The organism is Streptomyces sp. NPDC007346 (assembly GCF_040703535.1).
GTDB lineage: Bacteria > Actinomycetota > Actinomycetes > Streptomycetales > Streptomycetaceae > Streptomyces.
Map to the genome: position 1 here is coordinate 1 of NZ_JBEYKR010000121.1, position 21,881 is coordinate 21,881.

Consider the following 21,881-nt stretch of genomic DNA (forward strand, 5'->3'; position numbering starts at 1 on the left):
CGGTGTCGCGCAGGTGCCCCTGGGCATCTGGGGGCATGTGCCGCAACGCCCGGAGGGGCTGGGGTGTGGGGTCGTTGTGCCGGGCCCCGTCTGTCCTCAGGCGCCGGAGGGGCTGGGGTTTCGGGGCTCTGCCCAGGGCCCCGCTCCTCAAGTGCCGGAGGGGCTGGGGTGTGGGGTCGTTGTGCCGGGCCCCGTCTGTCCTCAGGCGCCGGACCCGGAGCGGCTAGGCCCCCCGCGCGATCTCCGCGAACACCGCCCCCGTCAAGTCCGCCAGATCCGTCGCCGCCAGCTCCACCTCCAGGCCCCGCCGCCCCGCCGAGACGCAGATCGTCGCGTGCGACCGGGCCGACGCGTCCACCACCGTACGCAGGCGTCTGCGCTGGCCCAGGGGGGAGATGCCGCCCCGGACGTAGCCCGTGGTGCGTTCCGCCGCCGTCGGGTCGGCCATCGTGGCGCGTTTGCCGCCCACCGCGGCGGCCAGGGCCTTGAGGTCCAGGGAGCCGGCCACCGGGACGACCGCGACCGTCAGCTCGCCGTCGACCTCCGCGACCAGGGTCTTGAAGACCCGGTCGGGGGAGACGCCCAGGGCCTGGGCGGCCTCCTCGCCGTAGGAGGGGGAGGCCGGGTCGTGGTCGTAGGCGTGGACCGTGAAAGCGGTGCCCGCCGCGGTCAGGGCGACCGTGGCGGGGGTGCCGCCCGACTGTTTCTTCGGCTTCTTCGCCACCGGGATGGAGCCTCGTTCAGTTGGGGTGGGTGGGGGCGCGGGTCAGGTCGGACGCGGGGAGCGAGGGCAGGTGCCGGATGACGGCGGTCTCCCGGCGCAGCAGCGTCAGCTCCTCGCGCAGGCGGGTCGCGGTGTCCGGGGCCTGGAGGAGGCGCTGTTTGGTGGGGATGTCCAGGACGGTGGCCGCGGCGACCAGGTAGGAGACGACGGAGGGGTCGTCCGGCAGGTCCGAGCCGGTGGCGAGGGAGCGTTCGCTCGCTCCGGCCAGGCGCTTCTGGTAGGCGCGGAACGCCCGCAGGACCCCCTCGGCGAGGGCTCCGGCCTCGTCGGCCTCGTCCTCCGCGAGGGGCTCCTCGGTCACCTCCTCGACCTCGGCGCTCAGGTACGGGCCGCTCGTGTCGACGGAGAGCAGCCTGACCCGGGTGGTGCCGGTGGCCAGGACCTCGAAGCTGCCGTCCGGGCGTTCGCGGATGGTCGCCGCGTCGGCGACGCAGCCGACCCGGTGGAAGGTCTGGAGGGGGTCGGGGCCGAAGCCCTCGGCGGGGGCGCGCTCGGCGGGGGGCGCGGAGGCGACGGGGTCCGGCATGCCGGTGCCCGTCACCGCGGTCTCGCGGCCGTCGCGGATCGCGACCACGACGAAGCGGCGAGGTTCGTCCTCGTCGCTCTTCAGCAGCTCCCGCAGCATGGCGCGATAACGCTCCTCGAAGACGTTGAGCGGCAGCACGAGGCCGGGGAACAGCACCGCGTTGAGCGGGAAAAGGGGAAGACGGGCGGTGGTCACAACGCTCAAGCGTAATGGCCACGCGGACGTCCGCGGCCGGCCCGGCCGCGCAGGGGGGTCTCGGAGGCCACCTGGAGCCGTGCGCCGTCCCGTGCGTCGAGGAACCGGCCCAGGGCGTCGTCGGAGACCGAGGACCACGGGAACGACGTCGCGTGCTGCCCGATCAGCCTGAACTGCTCCAGCGCCTCGGTCCAGCGCCCGCGGGCGATGAGCACGTACGCGAGGAGGTTGCGGACCTCGGCGGGCCACGGGTCGCCGGGCCGGTAGGCGGCCGACAGCTCGATGGCCGCGTCGGCCGCCGCGTCGATCCGTTCCTCCAGTACGGAGGTGGTGCGGCCCGGCGCCTCGGCGTCCAGAAGGAGGGCGAAGGCGGCCCGGACCGGCAGGGCCTGCACCAGGGAGTGGGCCACGGAGTCCTCGGCGGCCCGCTCGGCGAAGTCGAAGCACTCGCGGTGCGAGCCGTACCAGGCGGCGGAGAGGTAGCGCAGCGCCGCCACATGGCAGCCGTAGTGGTGCGCGGAGCGCCGTACGGCCTGCTCCCACAGCGACTCGAAGGCGGTGTGCGTGGCCTGGCTGCCGCGGGCGTGGTCCAGGGCGAGCCGCCAGGGCACCGGGTCGCGCGGGTCCGCGTCGGCGGCGGCGGTGATCATCGGGCCGACCTCCTGGAGCCGTTCCGCGCGGGCGGGCGACTCCCAGGCCCGGCGGACCGCGAGCTCCGCCTTGACCAGCAGGGCGTCGGGGTCGCGTGGGGCCGCGGCCAGCCAGTCGGTGAGCCAGCCGTCCCGGTGGCGGGCGAAGGTGACGAGCCGGCCGAGGTAGCGGTCGCGGTTCTCCCAGTCGGCGGCGGACCGGGTGGCGGCCAGCAGTCCGGCGGCCGGCGCGGGGTCGCCGAGGGCGGCGGCCACCAGCGCCGGGGAGAGCCGCTCGTCGGGGGCGTCGAGCAGCACGGCGTCGTCCGCGGGCAGTCCGGCGGACAGCGGAGGGCTGTGCCGGATCATGCGTGCGGTACTGAGCAGAGCGCGAAGGAAGGCCATGGTGCAGACCATTGAAAAGCGCTGGTGAGGGCCGCGCCAGGGGTGGGCTGTGAAGCTTCTGTGCCGAGTGGATGGGTTGTACCGGGCCAGGTCAAGAAGGGGCAAAGAAAATGGCCGGAGGTGGCCTGAATGCGACCTCCCCGCCGACCCCTCCGTACCGGCACACCCACCTCGCGGACCCCGTGGATGCCCCGGTACCGGCCGCCCGCCCTGCTTCGAGCTGCCCTTTCCGTCAGCCCCTGCGCAGCAGCCGGGAGGCCCCGGCGGCCACCGTCGTGGCCAATATCCACCCCACGAGCACCAGACCGGCCGCCGCCCACTGCCAGCCGCCCTCCATCCGCCAGTAGCCGTCCTGGCCGAGGTTGATCACCGGGATGAGGAGGTCCAGCGCGTACAGCGCGGGGTTCCACAGCGGGGACTCGTCGTCCTTGATCGGCGCCGGGTGGGGGTGGTACCGGGAGAAGGCCGCCGTGCCCGCCGCCCACAGCACCGCCATCCACACCGCAGCCCGCCCCGGCCGGTACCCGTACGCCACCGTCCAGTCCTGGAGGTACCCCCAGGCCTTCGCGGCGGGCGGCAGCGTCTCCCGGCGCCGGCGCTGCTTGGCCAGCAGCACCTCCCGCGCGTCCGCGTCCTCACCGCTGCTGCGCAGCACCGCCGCGAGGCGCTCGTACGGCTCGGGGACGTACTCCGGGGTCGCCGCCGAGACCCACTCCAGCCGCCGCGAGAGCGGGAAGTGGCCGTAGGGGACGAGGTTCTCGTAGACGAAGCCGCCCATCGCCAGACCGCCCGGCCCCGGCCAGCTGGTGGACAGGTCGATCAGCGTCACCACCTTCGCCCCGTTCAGCACGACCCGCCCCTCCTCCGGGCGCTCCGCGTTGAACCGCAGCTCCGGCGTGACGATCCGGCGCAGCGACAGCTCCTCCTGCCGGGTCATCGTGAACCGGGCCTTGTGCAGGTCCACCGCGTCCCCGAACCGCCCGTCGTCCAGCCGCACCCCGCCCTTGCACTCGAAGATCTGCGACCGGGTCCCGCGCGCCGGGGTCGGGGCGTAGACCACGCCGTACGGGGGAGTCGTGCCCTGGTTCCCGGTGTCGACGCTCACCCACGCCTCGGTCATGTAGAGCGTGCGCTCCACCGTCAGCTGCGGGGCGTTCAGCGCGCGGCGGTCGTCGGCCGCCCGCAGACGGCTGCCGCGCAGACTCAGCGAACCGCCCACCTTCGCCCCGCGCAGGCTCAGCTCGCCGTGCGTCTCGATCATCTCGGCCTGGAGGTCCTGGGCGACCGCCAGACCGTCCCCGACGAAGGCCCGGCCGTGCCGGTCGGGCCCCACACTGAGCTGGTTGATCAGCAGGTCCGTGCCGATCTGGGCGTCGGTGAGCCGGATGCCCCGGTCGATCCGGCAGCGCGGCAGATGCAGATCACCCTCCGTGTGCAGCCGGGCCGCCTCCAGCCGGGGCAGCAGGCAGCCCACCATCCGCAACGTCGTGAAGTGGCACTCCGGGAGCACCACCTCCTGCTCGAAGCGGCAGCCCGTCAGCTCCACGTACGGAGCCACCCGGCCGCCCGCCAGGTCCAGCTTCCCGGTGATCCGCACCCCCCGGAGCTTGAGCGCGGCGACCCGGCCCGGCCGCGCCGGCGGCCCGCTCAGCAGCAGCCGCGCCACCGTCCGCGCGCCGACACTGCGCTCGGGCCCCCAGGTGTGCGGGGCGAACGGATCGTTGTGGGCCGGGTCGTAGGTGCGTAAGTCGTAGGTCGTCCCGTTGCGGAAGGACTGCCACATGCCCAGCTCCGCTGCGCTGAGGCCGTCCGGGATATCGCCTTCGTGCGGCTCGGTCAAGGCCGCTCCCTCCGTGCACACATGCTGTAGTGCTGTTCTTCCCTCTGCGTGACGTCGTGAAAGCTATCGGTCAGCAGTGACAGCGGGAGATGGCCGAGACATGTATCAGCCAGTGATACGGGCGACCGGCGCCCCGGAGCGGTCTGCGAGAATTGCGGTGTGATCTCTCGAATCGATCTGCGCGGCGACGCCCTCCCCGAGGGTGGAGCCCTGCGCGACCTGCTGCCCCGTGCCGAGTTCGACGTGGAAGCCGCCCTGGAGACGGTGCGGCCCATCTGCGAGGACGTACGCCATCGTGGCTCCACGGCAGTGATCGAGTGGGGGGAGAAGCTCGACGGTGTCCGGATCCCGTCGGTCCGGGTGCCCGCCGAGGCGCTGACCCGGGCGCTGGAGGAGCTGGATCCGGCCGTCCGCGCGGCCCTCGAGGAGTCGATCCGCCGCGCCCGCCTCGTCCACCGCGAGCAGCGCCGCACCACGCACACCACCCAGGTCGTCCCCGGCGGCACCGTCACCGAGAAGTGGGTCCCCGTCGAGCGCGTCGGGCTCTACGTCCCCGGCGGCCGCTCGGTCTACCCCTCCTCCGTCGTGATGAACGTCGTCCCGGCCCAGGAGGCGGGCGTCGAGGGCATCGCGGTGGCCTCCCCGCCGCAGAAGGACTTCGGCGGCCTGCCGCACCCCACGATCCTCGCCGCCTGCGCCCTGCTCGGCGTCGACGAGGTGTACGCGGCGGGCGGCGCCCAGGCCGTCGCGATGTTCGCGTACGGCACCGAGGACTGCCTCCCGGTCAACCTGGTCACCGGCCCCGGCAACATCTACGTCGCCGCCGCCAAGCGCCTCCTCAAGGGCCGCATCGGCATCGACGCCGAGGCCGGGCCCACCGAGATCGCGATCCTCGCCGACGCCGGCGCCGACCCGGTGCACGTCGCCGCCGACCTGATCAGCCAGGCCGAGCACGACCCGATGGCCGCCGCCGTCCTGGTCACCGACTCCGAGGAGCTGGCCGCCGCCACCGAGGCCGAGCTGGTCGTGCAGACCGCCGCGACCAAGCACGTCGAGGACCGCGTCGAGCCCGCCCTCGCCGGCCGCCAGTCCGCGATCGTCCTGGTCTCCTCCATCGAGGACGGCCTCAAGGTCGTCGACGCGTACGGCGCCGAGCACCTGGAGATCCAGACCGCCGACGCGGCCGCCGTCGCCGACCGGGTCCGCAACGCCGGAGCGATCTTCGTCGGCCCCTGGTCCCCGGTCTCGCTCGGCGACTACTGCGCGGGTTCCAACCACGTCCTGCCCACCGGCGGCTGCGCCTGCCACTCCTCGGGCCTGTCCGTGCAGTCCTTCCTGCGTGGCATCCACATCGTCGACTACACCCGCGACGCGCTCGCCGAGGTCACCCACCACGTCGTGACCCTCGCCGAGGCGGAGGACCTCCCCGCCCACGGCGCCGCGCTGAAGGCAAGGTTCGGATGGAAGGTCCCCCAGCAGTGACGAACGGCGGCACCACCGGCAACGCCTGGGACGCGCTCCCCATCCGCGACGAACTGCGCGGCCAGTCCCCCTACGGGGCGCCCCAGCTCGACGTCCCCGTACGGCTCAACACCAACGAGAACCCCTACCCGCTCCCCGAAGCCCTGGTCGACCGGATCGCCGAGCGGGTCCGCGAGGCCGCCCGCGGCCTCAACCGCTACCCCGACCGGGACGCCGTCGAGCTCCGCACCGAGCTGGCCCGCTACCTCACCCGCACCGCCGGCCACGAGGTGACGGCGGCCAACGTCTGGGCCGCCAACGGCTCCAACGAGGTCCTCCAGCAGCTGCTCCAGACCTTCGGCGGACCCGGACGCACCGCGATCGGCTTCGAACCCTCGTACTCGATGCACGCCCTGATCTCCCGTGGCACCGGCACCGGCTGGATCTCCGGGCCGCGCAACGCGGACTTCACCATCGACGTGGAGGCCGCCCGCGCCGCCATCGCCGAGCACCGCCCCGAGGTCGTCTTCATCACCTCGCCCAACAACCCCACCGGCACCGCCGTGGACGCCGGCACCGTCCTCGCGCTGTACGACGCCGCGCAGGCCGCCGGGCCGACGATGGTCGTGGTCGACGAGGCGTACGGCGAGTTCAGCCACCACCCCTCGCTGCTCCCGCTGATCGAGGGCCGCCGCAACCTGGTCCTCTCCCGGACCATGTCCAAGGCGTTCGGCGCCGCCGGGCTGCGGCTGGGCTACCTCGCCGCCGACCCGGCCGTGGTCGACGCGGTCCAGCTGGTGCGGCTGCCCTACCACCTCTCCTCCGTCACCCAGGCCACCGCGCTCGCCGCCCTGGAGCACACCGATACGCTGCTGGGGTACGTCGCGCAGCTCAAGAGCGAACGCGACCGGCTGGTGGCCGAACTGCGGGCCATCGGCTACGAGGTCACCGAGTCGGACGCCAACTTCGTCCAGTTCGGCCGCTTCGACGACAGTCACGCCGTCTGGCAGCAGATCCTCGACCGGGGCGTCCTGGTCCGGGACAACAACGTACCGGGATGGCTGCGGGTCACCGCGGGAACCCCGGCAGAGAACGACGCGTTCCTCGATGCGGTACGCGAACTCAAGAAGGAGCACGACGCATGAGCCCCCGCGTAGGCCGCGTGGAACGCGCCACGAAGGAAACGTCCGTGCTGGTCGAGATCGACCTCGACGGCACCGGAAAGGTCGATGTCGCCACCGGGGTCGGCTTCTACGACCACATGCTCGACCAGCTCGGCCGCCACGGCCTCTTCGACCTCACGGTCAAGACCGAGGGCGACCTGCACATCGACAGCCACCACACCATCGAGGACACCGCCCTCGCGCTCGGCGCCGCCTTCCGGCAGGCCCTCGGCGACAAGGTCGGCATCTACCGCTTCGGCAACTGCACCGTCCCGCTGGACGAGTCGCTCGCCCAGGTCACCGTCGACCTCTCCGGCCGCCCCTACCTCGTGCACACCGAGCCCGAGAAGATGGCGCCGATGATCGGCGAGTACGACACGACGATGACCCGGCACATCCTGGAGTCCTTCGTCGCCCAGGCGCAGATCGCCCTGCACGTCCACGTGCCGTACGGGCGCAACGCCCACCACATCGTCGAGTGCCAGTTCAAGGCGCTCGCCCGCGCCCTGCGCTACGCCTGTGAGCACGACCCGCGCGCCGCCGGAATCCTGCCCTCCACCAAGGGTGCTCTGTGACCGGCCTCAACACCATCCTGATCGTCGTCGGCCTCTTCCTGGCCGGCGGCGTCTACTCCTTCGCGAAGCAGGGGATGCCCAAGGGCGTCATCGTGCTGCTGTCGATCGGCTCCGTGCTGTGCCTGGTGGCGGGCATCCTGCGGATCCAGGGACTGTGGGACTGAGAGGCACGCTGTGACTGACACGAAGAAGGTCGTCGTCTTCGACTACGGCTTCGGCAACGTCCGCTCCGCCGAGCGGGCCCTCGCCCACGTCGGCGCGGACGTCGAGATCACCCGCGACTACGACCGCGCGATGAACGCCGACGGGCTGCTCGTCCCCGGCGTCGGAGCCTTCTCCGCCTGCATGGACGGGCTGAAGCGGGCCCGCGGCGACTGGATCATCGGCCGCAGGCTCTCCGGCGGCCGCCCCGTGATGGGCATCTGCGTCGGGATGCAGATCCTGTTCGAGCGCGGCATCGAGCACGGCGTGGAGACCGAGGGCCTGGACGAATGGCCCGGCACGGTCGGCCCCCTGAAGGCCGACGTCGTCCCGCACATGGGGTGGAACACCGTCCAGGCCCCCGAGGACTCCCGGCTCTTCGCGGGCCTGGACGCCGACGCGCGGTACTACTTCGTGCACTCCTACGCGGCGCACGACTGGTCCCTCGAAGTGACCAACGCCAAGATCCGTGCCCCCAAAGTCACTTGGGCCACGCACGGCGAACGGTTCGTGGCCGCCGTGGAGAACGGCGCGCTGTGGGCCACCCAGTTCCACCCCGAGAAGTCCGGCGATGCCGGCGCCCAGCTGCTGACCAACTGGATCGAGACGCTGTAATGCCGAAGCTTGAACTGCTCCCCGCCGTCGACGTCCGCGACGGCCAGGCCGTCCGCCTCGTGCACGGCGAGTCCGGCTCCGAGACCTCCTACGGCTCCCCGCTGGAGGCCGCCCTCGCCTGGCAGAGCGCCGGCGCCGAGTGGCTGCACCTCGTCGACCTGGACGCCGCCTTCGGCACCGGTGACAACCGGGACCTGATCGGAGAGGTCACCGGGGCCATGGACATCAAGGTCGAGCTCTCCGGCGGCATCCGCGACGACGCCTCGCTGGCCGCCGCCCTCGCCACCGGCTGCCGCCGCGTCAACCTCGGCACCGCCGCCCTGGAGTCCCCCGAGTGGGTCGCCAAGGTCATCGCCGAGCACGGCGACAAGATCGCCGTCGGCCTCGACGTCCGCGGCACCACCCTGCGCGGCCGAGGCTGGACCCGTGACGGCGGTGACCTCTACGAGACCCTCGCCCGCCTGGACGCCGAGGGCTGCGCCCGCTACGTCGTCACCGACATCGCCAAGGACGGCACCCTCCAGGGCCCCAACCTGGGCCTCCTGCGGGACGTCTGCGCCGTCACCGACCGCCCGGTCGTCGCCTCCGGCGGCGTCTCCTCCCTCGACGACCTCCGCGCGATCTCCCTCCTCGTCCCCGAAGGCGTCGAGGGCGCGATCGTCGGCAAGGCGCTGTACGCGAAGCAGTTCACGCTCGAAGAGGCGCTCAAGGCGGTCGCCGTATGACCGACTCCCCCGACACGGCGGGCGCGGTGCGCCGGGTCTCCACCGGCGCCCCCTGGGAGGAGAAGTTCGGCTACTCCCGAGCCGTCGAACTCCCCAACGGGCTCGTCCTGGTCGCCGGCTGCACCTCCGTGGTGAACGGCCAGATCTCCGCCGGCTCCCCCTACGAGCAGACCATCACCGCCTTCGACGTCGCGTTCGCGGCCCTGGAGCAGGTGGGCCTCACCCGTGAGGACGTCGTCCGTACCCGGATGTACATCACGCACGCCCGGGACGTGGACGACATCGGCCGCGCCCACAAGGAGCTGTTCGACGCCGTACGCCCCGCCGCCTCCATGATCATCGTGTCCGGGTTCGTCGACCCGAGCCTGGTCGTCGAGGTCGAGATCGAGGCCTACCGGGGAGGCGCGAAGTGAGCCTCGCCGTACGCGTCATCCCCTGCCTGGACGTCGACCAGGGCCGGGTCGTCAAGGGCGTCAACTTCCAGAACCTGCGCGACGCGGGCGACCCCGTCGAGATGGCCAAGCTGTACGACGCCGAGGGCGCCGACGAGCTGACCTTCCTCGACATCACCGCCTCCAGCGGCGACCGCGAGACGACGTACGACGTGGTCCGCCGCACCGCCGAGCAGGTCTTCATCCCCCTCACCGTCGGCGGCGGCGTCCGCACCCCCGACGACGTGGACAAGCTGCTGCGCGCCGGGGCGGACAAGGTCGGCGTCAACACCGCCGCCATCGCCCGCCCCGACCTCATCCGCGAGATCGCCGAACGCTTCGGACGCCAGGTCCTGGTGCTCTCCGTCGACGCCCGCCGCACCCCGGACGGCACCTTCGAGGTCACCACCCACGGCGGCCGCAAGAGCACCGGCATCGACGCCGTCGAGTGGGCGCACCGGGCCGCCGAGCTGGGCGCGGGCGAGATCCTGCTCAACTCGATGGACGCCGACGGCACCAAGGACGGCTACGACACCGAGATGATCGAGGCGGTACGGAAGCACGTCACCGTCCCCGTCATCGCCTCCGGCGGCGCGGGCCGCCTCGCGGACTTCGCCCCGGCCGTCGAGGCGGGCGCCGACGCGGTGCTCGCCGCGTCCGTCTTCCACTTCGGTGACCTGCGGATCTCCGAGGTCAAGGGCGCGTTGAGGGAAGCGGGACACCCGGTCCGCTGAGTTCGTACGGAGTGCAGGCGGTATCACCGGTCCGCCAAGACCGGTGATACCGCCGATGCGTGAGCACGGGACGCACCGTGAGAGTGGCGACCGCCGACGAACGACGACGGCAGCCACGCGGCGCACCCCGACAGCCCCCGGACGACGGGCTCGTGGGTCTCGCGTGGTGTGGTTCCGCCACCACCGAGAGGATCCCCCCGTGCAGCAGCACCTGCTCCCCTCACGTCAGCGTCCCCCGCGCCCGAGCCGCTCCCGTACGTTCACCAGCCTGCTGACCGCCGCCGCGGCCACCGCCGGCCTCCTGATGACCGCCCTGGTCCCGGGCGCCCAGGCCGCCGACAACCCCTACGAGCGCGGTCCGGCCCCCACCAACGCCTCCATCGAGGCGAGCCGCGGCTCGTACGCCACCTCCCAGACCTCCGTCTCCTCGCTCCTGGTGAGTGGATTCGGCGGCGGAACCATCTACTACCCGACGTCCACCGCCGACGGCACCTTCGGCGCGGTCGTCATCTCGCCCGGCTTCACCGCCTACCAGTCCTCCATCGCCTGGCTCGGCCCGCGCCTGGCCTCGCAGGGCTTCGTGGTCTTCACCATCGACACCAACACCACGCTCGACCAGCCCGCCAGCCGGGGCCGCCAACTCCTGTCCGCGCTGGACTACCTGACCGAGCGCAGCTCGGTCCGGACCCGCGTCGACGCCACCCGGCTCGGCGTGATGGGCCACTCGATGGGCGGCGGGGGCTCCCTGGAGGCCGCCAAGAGCCGTACGTCGCTGAAGGCGGCGATCCCGCTGACCGGCTGGAACACCGACAAGACCTGGCCCGAACTGCGCACGCCCACCCTGGTGGTGGGAGCGGACGGCGACTCGGTCGCCCCCGTGGCCACGCACTCCAAGCCGTTCTACCAGTCACTGTCCGGATCGCTGGACAAGGCGTACCTGGAGCTGCGCGGCGCCTCGCACTTCACGCCCAACACGTCCAACACCACGATCGCGAAGTACAGCATTTCGTGGCTGAAGCGATTCATCGACAACGACACCCGCTACGAGCAGTTCCTCTGCCCGATCCCGCAGCCGAGCCTGACCATCGCGGAGTACCGGGGCAACTGCCCGCACTCCTCGTAGAACCGGCGCGGAACCGGTCCTCCGGCGGCTCCGGCACTGTGCCCGCGCACAGCGCCGGAGCCGTCCGGCTGGGAGCCCGCACCGCCCCGGCCGGGCAGCCGGACGCATACCTTCCGCCCCCGCCCACCCGGCCCTAACGTGCCGATGTGACCTCATCGACGACCGTGCACAGTCCGCTCCGGCTGTACGGCCGCAGCGGTGAACTCGCCGTCCTGGACGGCATGCTGGCCCGGCTGCGGCAGGGCGACGGCGGCGCCCTCGTCCTGGCGGCACCGCCCGGCCTCGGCCGCAGCGCGCTGCTGCGCGAGACCGCCGCCGCCCACCGCCCCCGGGGCCCCGTGCTGTACGCCACCGCCGCGCCCGCCGAACGCGGCCTGCCCTACAGCGGCCTGCACGCCCTGCTCTGCTCGGCCCCGGCCCCGGGACCGCCACCCGAGCAGCGGCCCCCCTTTGGCCTCACCCCCGACGCGCTGCTCGTCCGGCTGCGGGAGCTGGGCGCCGGACGGCCGCTGCTGGTCTGTGCCGACGACGCGCACGCCTGGGACCCCGCCTCCCGGACCGCCCTCGGCTTCGCGGCCCGCAGACTCGGCGCGGGCAGCCGGGTCGCCGTCCTGATCACCGCCGACGACGGCCCCGCCTTCGCGGGCCTGCCCGCACTCCGGCTCGGCCCGCTGGACGAGGACGCGGCGTCCGCGCTCCTGGACCGGCTCACCGGCGGTACGCAGGGGCCTTCCGGCGGCGTGGAGGGGCTTGCCCGTCAAAGGGGTACGGAGGGACTCGACCCGGTCGTCCGCGCCGAGCTTCTGCGGGAGGCGGCCGGCAACCCCCGCCTCCTCGCCGGGCTCACCGGCCGCCTCACCCCGGACCAGCTCACCGGGCGCACCCCGCTGCCCTGTCCGCTGCCCGGCGCCGACGGCGTGCTGGCCGCGCACGCGGACCGCCTCGACGGGCTCCCGGCGCACACCCGCGCGCTGCTCCTGCTGACCGCCGCCGCCCAGGAGCACGAGCCGGCGGGCGCCGGGGCGGACGCCCTGCTCCTGCTGCGGGCCGGAACCCGGACCGGGCTGCCCCGGGACTTCCTGGACGGCGCCCTGTTCGGCCCCGCCGCGACCGGGGGCCTGCTGCAACGGGCGGGCAGCCGGGTCCACTTCAGCCACCCGTTGTTCGCCCGCGCGGTCCTGCACCACGCGCCGCCCGCCCGCCGCCGCGCCACCCACGAGCTGCTCGCCGCACTGCTCGCGCGGAGCGGTGGCCGTCCCGCCCCGCTCGCCTCCCTCGTCCAGCGGGCCTGCGCGGTCCCGGGCCCGGACGCCGTGCTCGCCGCCCGGCTGGAGGCGGCGGCCACCGCCCCGTACCCGTATGCCGAGCGCTCCTCGGCCCTGGCCCGCGCCGCCGCGCTCACCGGCGACCGGCCGCTGCGCTCGGCCCGGTTCGCCGCGGCCGCCGAACAGGCCGCCCTCGCGGGCGACCCGGCTCGGGCCCGCGCCCTGCTCGCCCGGACCGGCCACCCGGCGGGGGAGGCGGCCGAGCCCGGAGACGGCCTCGCCCCCTACGTCCACGGGCTGCTCGCCCTGCGCTCCGGCCCCGCCGCCGACGCCCACGAAGCCCTCCTGGCAGCGGCCACGCTGCTCGGCCCGCACGACCCCCGGCGGGCTCTCGACGCCCTCCTCGGCGCGGCCGAGGCGGCCTGGGTGACGGGGGACGCGCGCGGCTACCTGGAGGCCATGGGCCGCATCGACCCCGCCCCGTACGGCCGCGACCTCGCCGCCTACCGGGCGGGCATGTGCGCGGTGCTCGGCGGACGCACCACCGAGGGCCACGCTCTTCTCCGCCAGTGCCTGGCCCCGGCGGGCCTGGCGGCCTCTGTGGGCCCTGGGGGCCCGACGGCCTCTGCGGCCCCGACGGCCTCTGCGGCCCCGGCGCACCCGGCCCCGGCGTACCTTGCGGACCCGGGCCTTGCGGACCCGACGGCTCCTGCGGCCTCTGCGGCCCCGACGGCCTCTGCGGGTCCTGCGGCCCCGGCGCACCCGACCCCGGCGCACCTTGCAAACCCGCACCTTGCAAACCCGCACCTTGCAAACCCGGGCCTTGCGGACCCGGCGGCCCCGGCGCACTCTGCGGACCCGGGCCGTACGGCCGACCCCGCCGCCCTCCTCCGCGCCGGGGTCGCCGCCCTCGTCGTCGGGGAGGTCGCCGCCGCCTGCCGGACCGGGGCGCGGGCGCTCGCCGCCGTACGGACCCGGGGGCCCGAGGTCCTGCTGCCGCAGGCCCTGGAACACCTCGCCTACGCCGAGCTGCGGGCCGGGCGCCACGCCGGGGCGCGCGCCCACGCCCTGGAGGGGCTGCACGCCGCACGCCGTACCGGGCAGCCCAACAGCTCCGTCCACCTCCACGCCGTCCTGGCCCTCGCCGCCTCCGTGGAGGGGCCCGCCGAGGCCTGCGCCGCCCACTGCGACGCCGCGCTGGCCGGTGCGGGGCCGCACGGGCTCGCCCAGCCCGCGACCCTCGCCACCTGGGCCAGGGCGCGGGCCGACCTCGCCGCCGGGCGGCCCGAGGAAGCGGCCGCGCGGCTCGGCCCCCTGGTGCGCCCCGGCCCCCGGCAAGGCCACTTCGCCGCCCGGATGCTCGCCGTGCCCTGCTATGTCGAGGCCGTCGTCCTCGGCGGCCGGGGAGGTGAGCAGGCGGGTGAACTCCAGGCCGCCGTGGCCGAGTTCGCCGGGTGGACCGCCCGGACGGCCGACCCGCAGGCCCCCGCGCAACTGGCCCGCTGCCGCGCCCTGCTGGCCGCCCCCGAGGAGGCCGACGCCCGGTACGCACAGGCCCTGGCCCACCACGACCGGGCGGGCGGGGACTTCGAACGGGCCCGCACCCAGCTCCTGTACGGGCAGTGGCTGCGCCGCCGCCGGCGTACCCGCGAGGCGCGCACCCCGCTGCGCGACGCCCTGGTCGCCTTCCAGCGCTGCTCGGCCCGTGCCTGGGCCGAGCGGGCGGCCGGCGAGTCACGGGCGGCGGGGGAGCGGGGGCAGTCCGTGCGGGCGGCCTCGGGCGGGGCGCTCTCCGCGCTCACCCCGCAGCAGCAGCGCATCGCCCGCTGCGTCGCCGAAGGGGCCACCAACCGCGAGGTCGCGCTCCGGCTCTCGCTCAGCCCGCGCACGGTCGACCACCACCTCCGCAACGTCTTCGCCGTCCTCGGCATCCGCTCCCGCACCGAACTGGCCCGGCTGCTCGGCCCCTGAGCCGCCCGAAGTCCGGGTGGTTGCAGGACCGTGATGACAAGTTCCGCGCAGACCCCTAGGTACCGACCGGGCGGTATGCCATTCTGCGGGCGTCAGGATCATTCGGCTGTGCTCGCGCCCTGCCGGGCGGGGTGCTCCGAGCCGGCCGATCGCACAGCCGGCCGATTCCCGGTGGAGGCCGCCATGCCACAGGTCGTACGTCCGCGGATCGCGGTGCTGCACGGCACCCACCCCGCGGCGCCGTTGCCCCAGCGCTTCCGTTCCCTGGCCGACCGCGAAGCCGTCGAGGTGCTGCACCGGGCCGCCCGGGTCCTCGTCGCGTCGCTCCCGGTCCTCACCGACCGGCTCGTCGACGCCCTGTACGAGCAGGAGCCCGGCTACCGGGCGGCGATCGACTCCGACCGGGCCGAGGTCTGGCAGGAGGTGCACCACTCGCTGCGGCACAACGTCGGCTCGCTGATCCAGCCCCGCGAGTTCCGCGAGGCCGCCCACCGCACCTCCCGCTGGATCGGCGAGATCCGCGCCGGACAGGGCGTACCGCTCGACGCCGTCCTGCACGCCTTCCGGATGGGCGGCGCGATGGTCTGGCAGGACCTGGTGGACGAGACGGCCCGCCGCGACCCCGACGACGTACGGCTGCTCGTCCATGTCGCCGCCGATGTGTGGAACTTCGTCGACGAGCACTGCGGGATCGTCGCGGACGCCTACCGGCAGGCCGAGCGCCGGCTGTCCTGGCGGCGCGAGAACCAGCAGCGGCTGATGATCGCGGCGCTGCTCGACGGGACCGCCCGGATCGCCGACCTCCGCGAGGCGGCGGCCATGCTGGGGCTGCCGGAACAGGGGCGGTACGCCGTACTCGCGGTGGCCGCCGCGCCGCGCGGGCCGCAGCAGCCGGGGCCCTCCCGGCCGACCGTGACGCTGCCGGCCCCGCCGCCGGGCGAGACCCCGTACGGCCGGGCGCGACCGGACACGGCACCGCACCGGCCCGCCGCCCCGGATACGGCATCCCACCGGCCCGCCGCCCCGGGCACGGCATCCCGCCGGCCCACCGCCCCGGACCCGGCACCCCACCGGCCCGCCGGCCCCGCCACCGCCCCCCTCTGGCACACCGGCCCCGACGCCGAGTTCGCGATCCTCCGGCTCACCGGCGAAGCGGGCGACCCCGGTGAGCTGCGCGCCGTCGCCGCCGCCCTGGACGCCCCCGCCGGCACCCGGGCCGGCATCGGCTCCGCCGTCGAGGGCCTGGCCGCGCTCGGGGACGCCCGGCGGCTGGCGGAGACCGCCCTGCGCACCTGCCCGGCCTCCGGCGGCACGGTCCTGCTCGACGAGCACCTCCCGGACGCCCTCGTCGTCTCCTCCCCGGCCCTCGGCTCCGCCCTCGCCGACCGGGTGCTCGGCCCGCTGGACCGGCTCGACCCGGCGGACCGGGACGTCATCGTGGAGACCCTGACGGCCTGGCTGGACGCGGACGGCTCGGCGCAGCGGGCGGGCGCGCGGCTCTACTGCCACCGCAACACCGTCCTCAACCGGCTCCGCCGCTTCGAACAGCTCACGGGCCGCTGCCTCACCCGCCCCCGGGACGCGGTCGAGGTCTCCCTCGCACTGGCGGCCCGGCGGCTGCTGGGAACGTAGCAGCCGCTACATCCCCAGCTCGGCCCGGTGCAGCCGCTCCACCGCGTCCTTCTCGCCCTCCACCTGCACGTCCGCCGCGTCCTGCCGGCCGAACGCGAACAGCAGCAGCTCCGAGGGCTCCCCGGTCACCGTCACCACCGGGGCGCCCTTGTGGGCGACCGCCGTCCGGCCGTCCGGGCGGCGCAGCACCAGCCCCACCGGGGACTTGCGCCCCAGCATCCGGGCGGTCTTCTCGACGTTGGACCAGAGCGCATCGGCGAAGACCGGGTCCAGCTCGCGCCGCGACCAGTCCGGCTGGGCCCGGCGCACGTCCTCCGCGTGGACGAAGAACTCGACGGTGTTCGCCGCCTCGTCGATCTGCTTGAGGTTCATCGGCGAGAACCGGGGCGGGCCCGTACGGATCAGCTGGATCAGCTCCTCGTACGGCTTCGCCGCGAACTCCGCCTGCACCCGCTCCAGCCGGTTCTTCAGGGCGGCGACCACCAGCCCGCCCGCCGCGTCGGCGCGGCGTTCACGGACCACCACATGGGCGGCCAGATCACGGGTCTTCCAGCCCTCGCACAGGGTCAGGGCCTCGGGACCGGCCGCTTCCAACAGATCGGCGAGCAGAAGACGTTCACGCTTCGCATGGGTCGACATGCCCGCCAGCGTACGACCGTCACCCGCGGTCCGCCCAGTGGACGCCCGCCCGGAAGCCTTCCGCCACCACGGCACAATGGGCCCATGACCAGCACGCCCGGCACCACGCCGTCCGGCCCCACGCCGCCCGCCAGCAGCCTCGACCCCGCCATCGCCGCCCGCCTCAGGCGCGGCGCCGACGGTCTGGTCCCGGCCATCGCCCAGCAGTACGACACCGGCGAGGTGCTGATGCTCGGCTGGATGGACGACGAGGCGCTGCACCGCACCCTCACCACCGGCCGCTGCACCTACTGGTCGCGCAGCCGCCAGGAGTACTGGGTCAAGGGCGACACCTCCGGCCACATCCAGCGGGTGAAGTCCGTCGCCCTGGACTGCGACGCCGACACCGTGCTGGTCAAGGTCGACCAGACGGGCGCCGCCTGCCACACGGGCGACCGCACCTGTTTCGACGCCGACGTCCTCCCCCTCCTCGACCAGTAAGGTCACCGGCCATGGATCTCGACACCTTCCGCAAGCTGGCCGTCGACCGGCGCGTCGTCCCCGTCAGCCGCCGCCTCCTGGCGGACGGCGACACCCCGGTCGGCCTGTACCGCAAGCTCGCCGCCGAACGCACCGGCACCTTCCTGCTGGAATCCGCGGAGAACGGCCGGACCTGGTCGCGCTACTCGTTCATCGGCGTCCGCAGCGACGCCACCCTCACCGCCCGCGACGGCGCCACCCACTGGCTCGGCACCCCGCCCGTCGGCGTCCCGGTGGACGGCGACCCGCTGGAGGCCCTGCGCGCCACCGTCGAGACCCTGCACACCCCGCGCGACCTGGTCGACGACGCGGGCCTGCCCCCGTTCACCGGCGGCATGGTCGGCTACCTCGGCTACGACGTCGTCCGCCGGCTGGAGAAGATCGGCGAGCACGGCGGCGACGACCTGAAGCTCCCCGAGCTGACCATGCTGCTCACCTCGGACCTCGCCGTCCTCGACCACCAGAACGGCAGCGTCCTGCTGATCGCCAACGCGATCAACCACAACGACCTCTCCACCGGGGTCGACGAGGCGTACGCGGACGCCGTCGCCCGTCTCGACGCGATGGAGCAGGACCTGCGCCGCCCGGTCGAGAACGCCCCCGCCGTCCTTCCCCCCTCCGAGCTGCCGCCGTACACCGCGCTCTGGGGCGGCGAGGCCTACCAGGGGGCCGTGGAGGACATCAAGGAGCGCATCCGGGCCGGTGAGGCCTTCCAGGTCGTTCCGTCGCAGCGCTTCGAGACCCCGTGCACCGCGAGCGCCCTGGACGTCTACCGGGTGCTGCGGGCCACCAACCCGTCCCCGTACATGTACCTCTTCCGCTTCGACGGGTTCGACGTCGTCGGCTCCAGCCCCGAGGCCCTCGTCAAGGTCGAGGACGGCCGGGCCATGGTCCACCCGATCGCCGGGACCCGGCACCGCGGCGCCACCCCGCAGGAGGACCAGGCGCTCGCCGAGGAGCTGCTCGCCGACCCCAAGGAGCGCGCCGAGCACCTGATGCTCGTCGACCTCGGCCGCAACGACCTGGGGCGGGTCTGCGAACCGGGCAGCGTGGAGGTCGTCGACTTCATGTCGATCGAGCGGTACTCCCACGTGATGCACATCGTCTCCACCGTCACCGGCCGCGTCACCGAGGACCGCACCGCCTTCGACGTCCTCACCGCCTGCTTCCCCGCGGGCACCCTCTCCGGAGCCCCCAAGCCCCGCGCGATGCAGATCATCGAGGAGCTGGAGCCGAGCCGCCGGGGCCTGTACGGGGGGTGCGTCGGCTACCTCGACTTCGCCGGGGACTCCGACACCGCCATCGCCATCCGCACCGCCCTGCTGCGCGACGGCACCGCGTACGTGCAGGCCGGAGCGGGCGTCGTGGCGGACTCGGACCCGGTCGCGGAGGACACCGAGTGCCGCAACAAGGCCGCCGCCGTCCTGCGCGCCGTCCATACCGCCAACCGGCTCCACGGCCGCTGAGGCTGTAAGGGATAGTGGAAGGCGTGAGTGCCGTCCCCGTACCCCAGCCCCGTGCCCGAACCGCAGACTCGGCCGACTCCGCGGACTCGGCCGGTTCCGTTCCGACGCCCGGCGCCGCCGCGCCCGATGCGGCGGCCGGGCCCGTCTCCGGCGAGGCGTCCGCCGCGGTGTCCGGTTCCGCGTCCGCCGCGGCGCCCGACTCCGCGGGCAGCCGCCGGTCGCTCGCGGCCGGGCTGCTCCTGGGCGCGGCCGGGGCGACCGTCGTCCTCCTGGCCTCCGGCCAGGTCTGGGCCGAGGGCGAGGCGGCCACCGGCGGCGGCGCCCTGCGGCTGACCGCCGACGGCCAGGACGTCACCGGCGTCCCGGCCGCCCTGGCCATCGTCGGCCTGGCCGCCCTCGTCGCCGTCTTCGCCGTCCGTGGCGCCGGCCGCCGCACCGTCGCCGTCCTGCTCGCCCTCAGCGGCCTCGGGGCCACGATCAGCGCCTGGGCGGGCGCCTCCGACAGCGCGGCGCTCGACGAGGAGGCCGCCCGGACCACCGGTGACGCGGCGGCCACCATCGACGCCCTCACCCACACCGCCTGGCCCTACGTCACCGCCGCCGGGGGGCTGCTGATCCTGCTCGCCGGGCTGCTCGCCCTGCGCTTCGGCAGCCGCTGGCCCACGATGTCGGGGCGGTACGAGCGCGACGGCACCCCGCGCCCCCGCAAGGCGCCCCGCACCGCGCCCGACCCGGACCGGCCCGAGGAGCTGTGGAAGGCCCTGGACCGGGGCGAGGATCCGACGGGCTAGACACCCCCGAGGGGTGACCCCGAGCTCACCTCCTGTCGTCCCGTACGGGACAATGGAGGCGAGCCGTCCCCCGAGCGACAGCTTCAGCGAAACCCAGCGATATCCCCAGCGATACCCACTGCGCAACACCAACAAGGAGCAACTCATGGCGGGCACGAGCCACGGACACACCCCGGCCGCCTGGACCGGTGTCATCATCTCCTTCATCGGCTTCTGCGTCGCAGGCGTCTTCATGGTCGCGGCCAACCCGCTCGGCTTCTGGGCCGGTATCGCCGTCATCTTCGCCGGCGGCATCGTCGGGTACGCCATGAAGCTCGCCGGCCTCGGCATGCCGAAGGAGTCCACCGAACTGGTGGAGGCCAGGGCGCGCGCCGGAGAGGCCCAGATCTCCCACTGACCCGCCGCCGGCCCGACCGCGCGGCCGACACGCAGCAAGGCGCAGCCCTGAGTGGGCTGCGCCTTTCCGTATGAGCGGGGACAATCACCGGGTGGACGCCACCCCGACCCCGAACCCCGAAGCCGAGCCCGAGGGCGTCGGCCCCTGGAACATGCCCCTGACGGTCTGCCCGACCCCGGACATGGCCAGGCCCGCTCCCGACACGGCCCGGCCCGACCCAGCCCGTCCGGCGTTCGAGGACGGAACCCTCGCCGGGGTGGGCCCGGAGCCCACAGGCCCCTCGGGCGAGGAACCCTCGCAGGTGCCCGGCCCCCCGAGCCACGGTTCCGTCCTCGAACGCCGGACGGGCCGGGCGGAACCCCGGACGGGCTGGGGAGAGCCCGGGACAGGTGGGGGAGAGCCCCGGTCGGGCTGGGGAGAGCCTCGGACGGGCCGGGAAGAGCCCGGGGCCGGCCAGGCAGGCCCCCGGGCAGGCCGGGTGCGCCGCCTCGCCACCCCCTTCGGCATCCTGGCCACCGTCACCGCCGCCTTCGCCTACGTCGGCACCGTCGACCCCAACGAGCCCGGCCACTACCCCGTCTGCCCCCTGCTCAAGCTGACCGGCACGTTCTGCCCCGGCTGCGGCGGGCTGCGCAGCGCCCACGCGTTCATCCACGGCGACCTCGGCGCGGCGTTCTCCGCCAACGCGATCGCCACCGCCGGGTACTTCCTCTTCGCCGCCGTCTGGGTCCTCTGGCTGGTTCGGGCCTGGCGCGGACAGCCGCTGCGGATCGGACTGGCCCCTGTCTGGTGGTGGATCGTCGGCGCGCTGCTCCTGGTCTTCACCGTCGTCCGGAATCTGCCGTTCGGCTCGGCGCTGGCGCCCTGAATGCCCAGGTAGTGGGATGCGGCGTGGCCGGATGCGGGCCCCGGGGCCTCCTGCGGATACCATCGGTGTGGCTGATCCTGTTCACCGTCAACCGTTCCGGAAGGGGGCCGCTCGCGTGAGTGTGCTCGACGAGATCATCGACGGCGTTCGCGCCGACCTCGCGGAGCGGCAGGCGCGCGTCAGCCTCGACGAGCTGAAGGAGCGCGCGGCCCGCGCTCCCCAGGCCAAGGACGGAGTCGCCGCCCTGCGCGGCGAGGGCGTCACCGTCATCTGCGAGGTCAAGCGCTCGTCCCCGTCCAAGGGGGCCCTTGCCGCCATCGCGGACCCCGCCGCGCTCGCCGCGGACTACGAGGCGGGCGGCGCGTCCGTCATCTCGGTCCTCACCGAGGAGCGCCGCTTCGGCGGTTCGCTCGCCGACCTGGAGGCCGTCCGCGCCAAGGTCGACACCCCGATCCTGCGCAAGGACTTCATCGTCACCTCGTACCAGCTGTGGGAGGCCCGCGCCTACGGCGCCGACCTCGCCCTGCTGATCGTCGCCGCCCTCGACCAGGAGGCCCTGGTCTCCCTCATCGAGCGCGCCGAGTCGATCGGGCTCACCCCGCTCGTCGAGGCGCACGACGAGGAGGAGGCGGAGCGCGCCGTGGACGCCGGGGCGAAGATCATCGGGGTCAACGCGCGCAACCTGAAGGACCTCAAGGTCGACCGCTCCACCTTCGAGCGCGTCGCCCCCGAGATCCCCGACCACATCGTCAAGGTCGCCGAGTCCGGCGTCCGGGGCCCGCACGACCTGATCGCGTACGCCAACGCCGGCGCCGACGCCGTCCTGGTCGGGGAGTCCCTGGTCACCGGCCGCGACCCCCGTACGGCCGTCGCCGACCTGGTCGCCGCCGGCGCCCACCCGGCGCTCCGCCACGGCCGCGGCTGAC

22 protein-coding genes are annotated in these 21,881 nt (G+C 74.2%); 17 read left to right on the forward strand and 5 right to left on the reverse strand.

Annotation, left to right across the window (positions count from 1 at the left end; genetic code table 11):
• Nucleotides 1–223 precede the first annotated feature (223 nt).
• The 4 genes from ybaK to AB0917_RS25985 form a co-directional block, all read right to left on the reverse strand.
• Nucleotides 224–724: a Cys-tRNA(Pro) deacylase gene (gene ybaK / locus AB0917_RS25970; protein ID WP_366822083.1), complete on the reverse strand. Its 501-nt coding sequence runs from the start codon at nt 722–724 to the stop codon at nt 224–226.
• Nucleotides 725–740: 16 nt separating this feature from the next.
• Nucleotides 741–1,505 carry an LON peptidase substrate-binding domain-containing protein gene (locus AB0917_RS25975; protein WP_366822084.1) on the reverse strand — a complete coding sequence of 255 codons (765 nt, stop codon included), beginning with the start codon at nt 1,503–1,505 and terminating at the stop codon, nt 741–743.
• Between the two features lie 5 nt (nt 1,506–1,510).
• Nucleotides 1,511–2,551, reverse strand: coding sequence for a hypothetical protein (locus tag AB0917_RS25980; protein WP_366822085.1), 1,041 nt, complete (start codon nt 2,549–2,551; stop codon nt 1,511–1,513).
• A gap of 220 nt (nt 2,552–2,771) precedes the next feature.
• Entirely contained in the window at nt 2,772–4,379 is a 1,608-nt protein-coding gene (locus AB0917_RS25985) for an oxidoreductase (protein WP_366822086.1), read from the reverse strand.
• 159 nt (nt 4,380–4,538) lie between these two features.
• Here AB0917_RS25985 and hisD point away from each other — a divergent pair, with 159 nt between their 5' ends.
• The 11 genes from hisD (at nt 4,539) to AB0917_RS26040 (ending at nt 16,275) form a co-directional block, all read left to right on the forward strand.
• Nucleotides 4,539–5,861: a histidinol dehydrogenase gene (hisD, locus tag AB0917_RS25990; RefSeq protein ID WP_366822087.1), complete on the forward strand. Its 1,323-nt coding sequence runs from the start codon at nt 4,539–4,541 to the stop codon at nt 5,859–5,861.
• Nucleotides 5,858–6,985 (forward strand): histidinol-phosphate transaminase, encoded by a 1,128-nt coding sequence (locus tag AB0917_RS25995; protein ID WP_366822088.1) that lies wholly within the window; start codon nt 5,858–5,860, stop codon nt 6,983–6,985. The genes hisD and AB0917_RS25995 overlap by 4 nt, the downstream gene beginning before the upstream one ends.
• The gene (gene hisB / locus AB0917_RS26000) at nt 6,982–7,578 is read left to right on the forward strand and encodes an imidazoleglycerol-phosphate dehydratase HisB (RefSeq protein ID WP_366822089.1); all 597 of its coding nucleotides are present in this window, start codon (nt 6,982–6,984) and stop codon (nt 7,576–7,578) included. The genes AB0917_RS25995 and hisB overlap by 4 nt, the downstream gene beginning before the upstream one ends.
• On the forward strand, nt 7,575–7,742 hold the full coding sequence (locus tag AB0917_RS26005) for a hypothetical protein (protein ID WP_366822090.1): 168 nt from the start codon (nt 7,575–7,577) through the stop codon (nt 7,740–7,742). The genes hisB and AB0917_RS26005 overlap by 4 nt, the downstream gene beginning before the upstream one ends.
• A gap of 10 nt (nt 7,743–7,752) precedes the next feature.
• Complete coding sequence (gene hisH / locus AB0917_RS26010; RefSeq protein WP_366822091.1) at nt 7,753–8,394, forward strand: imidazole glycerol phosphate synthase subunit HisH; 642 nt, start codon at nt 7,753–7,755, stop codon at nt 8,392–8,394.
• A complete protein-coding gene (priA, locus tag AB0917_RS26015; protein WP_366822092.1) occupies nt 8,394–9,119 on the forward strand; it encodes a bifunctional 1-(5-phosphoribosyl)-5-((5-phosphoribosylamino)methylideneamino)imidazole-4-carboxamide isomerase/phosphoribosylanthranilate isomerase PriA in 726 nt (241 codons plus the stop codon). Before hisH ends, priA begins: the two co-directional genes overlap by 1 nt.
• Nucleotides 9,116–9,532, forward strand: coding sequence for a RidA family protein (locus AB0917_RS26020; RefSeq protein ID WP_366822093.1), 417 nt, complete (start codon nt 9,116–9,118; stop codon nt 9,530–9,532). Before priA ends, AB0917_RS26020 begins: the two co-directional genes overlap by 4 nt.
• Nucleotides 9,529–10,284 (forward strand): imidazole glycerol phosphate synthase subunit HisF, encoded by a 756-nt coding sequence (gene hisF, locus AB0917_RS26025; RefSeq protein WP_366822094.1) that lies wholly within the window; start codon nt 9,529–9,531, stop codon nt 10,282–10,284. Before AB0917_RS26020 ends, hisF begins: the two co-directional genes overlap by 4 nt.
• Nucleotides 10,285–10,483: 199 nt before the next feature.
• Complete coding sequence (locus AB0917_RS26030; protein WP_366822095.1) at nt 10,484–11,407, forward strand: alpha/beta hydrolase; 924 nt, start codon at nt 10,484–10,486, stop codon at nt 11,405–11,407.
• Nucleotides 11,408–11,553: 146 nt separating this feature from the next.
• A complete protein-coding gene (locus AB0917_RS26035; RefSeq protein WP_366822096.1) occupies nt 11,554–14,643 on the forward strand; it encodes a LuxR C-terminal-related transcriptional regulator in 3,090 nt (1,029 codons plus the stop codon).
• A 183-nt stretch (nt 14,644–14,826) separates the two neighbouring features.
• On the forward strand, nt 14,827–16,275 hold the full coding sequence (locus AB0917_RS26040; protein WP_366822097.1) for a helix-turn-helix domain-containing protein: 1,449 nt from the start codon (nt 14,827–14,829) through the stop codon (nt 16,273–16,275).
• Nucleotides 16,276–16,281: 6 nt separating this feature from the next.
• Here AB0917_RS26040 and AB0917_RS26045 read toward each other — a convergent pair whose 3' ends face one another.
• On the reverse strand, nt 16,282–16,914 hold the full coding sequence (locus AB0917_RS26045; RefSeq protein WP_366822098.1) for a TIGR03085 family metal-binding protein: 633 nt from the start codon (nt 16,912–16,914) through the stop codon (nt 16,282–16,284).
• 84 nt (nt 16,915–16,998) lie between these two features.
• On the opposite strand from AB0917_RS26045, the gene hisI reads away from it, so the two are divergent.
• The 6 genes from hisI to trpC all read left to right on the forward strand — a co-directional run bounded on the left by hisI (nt 16,999) and on the right by trpC (nt 21,880).
• Entirely contained in the window at nt 16,999–17,394 is a 396-nt protein-coding gene (hisI, locus tag AB0917_RS26050) for a phosphoribosyl-AMP cyclohydrolase (protein ID WP_366822099.1), read from the forward strand.
• Nucleotides 17,395–17,405: 11 nt separating this feature from the next.
• Nucleotides 17,406–18,899: an anthranilate synthase component I gene (locus AB0917_RS26055; protein WP_366822100.1), complete on the forward strand. Its 1,494-nt coding sequence runs from the start codon at nt 17,406–17,408 to the stop codon at nt 18,897–18,899.
• A 167-nt stretch (nt 18,900–19,066) separates the two neighbouring features.
• The gene (locus tag AB0917_RS26060) at nt 19,067–19,690 is read left to right on the forward strand and encodes a TIGR02234 family membrane protein (RefSeq protein WP_366822103.1); all 624 of its coding nucleotides are present in this window, start codon (nt 19,067–19,069) and stop codon (nt 19,688–19,690) included.
• Nucleotides 19,691–19,835: 145 nt separating this feature from the next.
• Nucleotides 19,836–20,087, forward strand: coding sequence for an HGxxPAAW family protein (locus AB0917_RS26065; RefSeq protein ID WP_366822101.1), 252 nt, complete (start codon nt 19,836–19,838; stop codon nt 20,085–20,087).
• Nucleotides 20,088–20,565: 478 nt separating this feature from the next.
• Nucleotides 20,566–20,955, forward strand: a complete 390-nt coding sequence (locus AB0917_RS26070) for a DUF2752 domain-containing protein (RefSeq protein ID WP_366822104.1) — start codon at nt 20,566–20,568, stop codon at nt 20,953–20,955.
• A gap of 115 nt (nt 20,956–21,070) precedes the next feature.
• Entirely contained in the window at nt 21,071–21,880 is an 810-nt protein-coding gene (trpC, locus tag AB0917_RS26075; RefSeq protein ID WP_366822102.1) for an indole-3-glycerol phosphate synthase TrpC, read from the forward strand.
• Nucleotide 21,881: the final 1 nt, after the last annotated feature.

Excerpts from the sequence above, each read along its gene's own strand:
- AB0917_RS25980 (WP_366822085.1), bottom strand. The coding sequence starts at position 2,551 with ATGGTCTGCACCATGGCCTTCCTTCGCGCTCTGCTCAGTACCGCACGC.
- hisB (WP_366822089.1), top strand. The coding sequence starts at position 6,982 with ATGAGCCCCCGCGTAGGCCGCGTGGAACGCGCCACGAAGGAAACGTCC.
- priA (WP_366822092.1), top strand. The coding sequence starts at position 8,394 with ATGCCGAAGCTTGAACTGCTCCCCGCCGTCGACGTCCGCGACGGCCAG.
- AB0917_RS26020 (WP_366822093.1), top strand. The coding sequence starts at position 9,116 with ATGACCGACTCCCCCGACACGGCGGGCGCGGTGCGCCGGGTCTCCACC.
- AB0917_RS26040 (WP_366822097.1), top strand. The coding sequence starts at position 14,827 with ATGCCACAGGTCGTACGTCCGCGGATCGCGGTGCTGCACGGCACCCAC.
- AB0917_RS26045 (WP_366822098.1), bottom strand. The coding sequence starts at position 16,914 with ATGTCGACCCATGCGAAGCGTGAACGTCTTCTGCTCGCCGATCTGTTG.
- hisI (WP_366822099.1), top strand. The coding sequence starts at position 16,999 with ATGACCAGCACGCCCGGCACCACGCCGTCCGGCCCCACGCCGCCCGCC.
- AB0917_RS26055 (WP_366822100.1), top strand. The coding sequence starts at position 17,406 with ATGGATCTCGACACCTTCCGCAAGCTGGCCGTCGACCGGCGCGTCGTC.
- AB0917_RS26065 (WP_366822101.1), top strand. The coding sequence starts at position 19,836 with ATGGCGGGCACGAGCCACGGACACACCCCGGCCGCCTGGACCGGTGTC.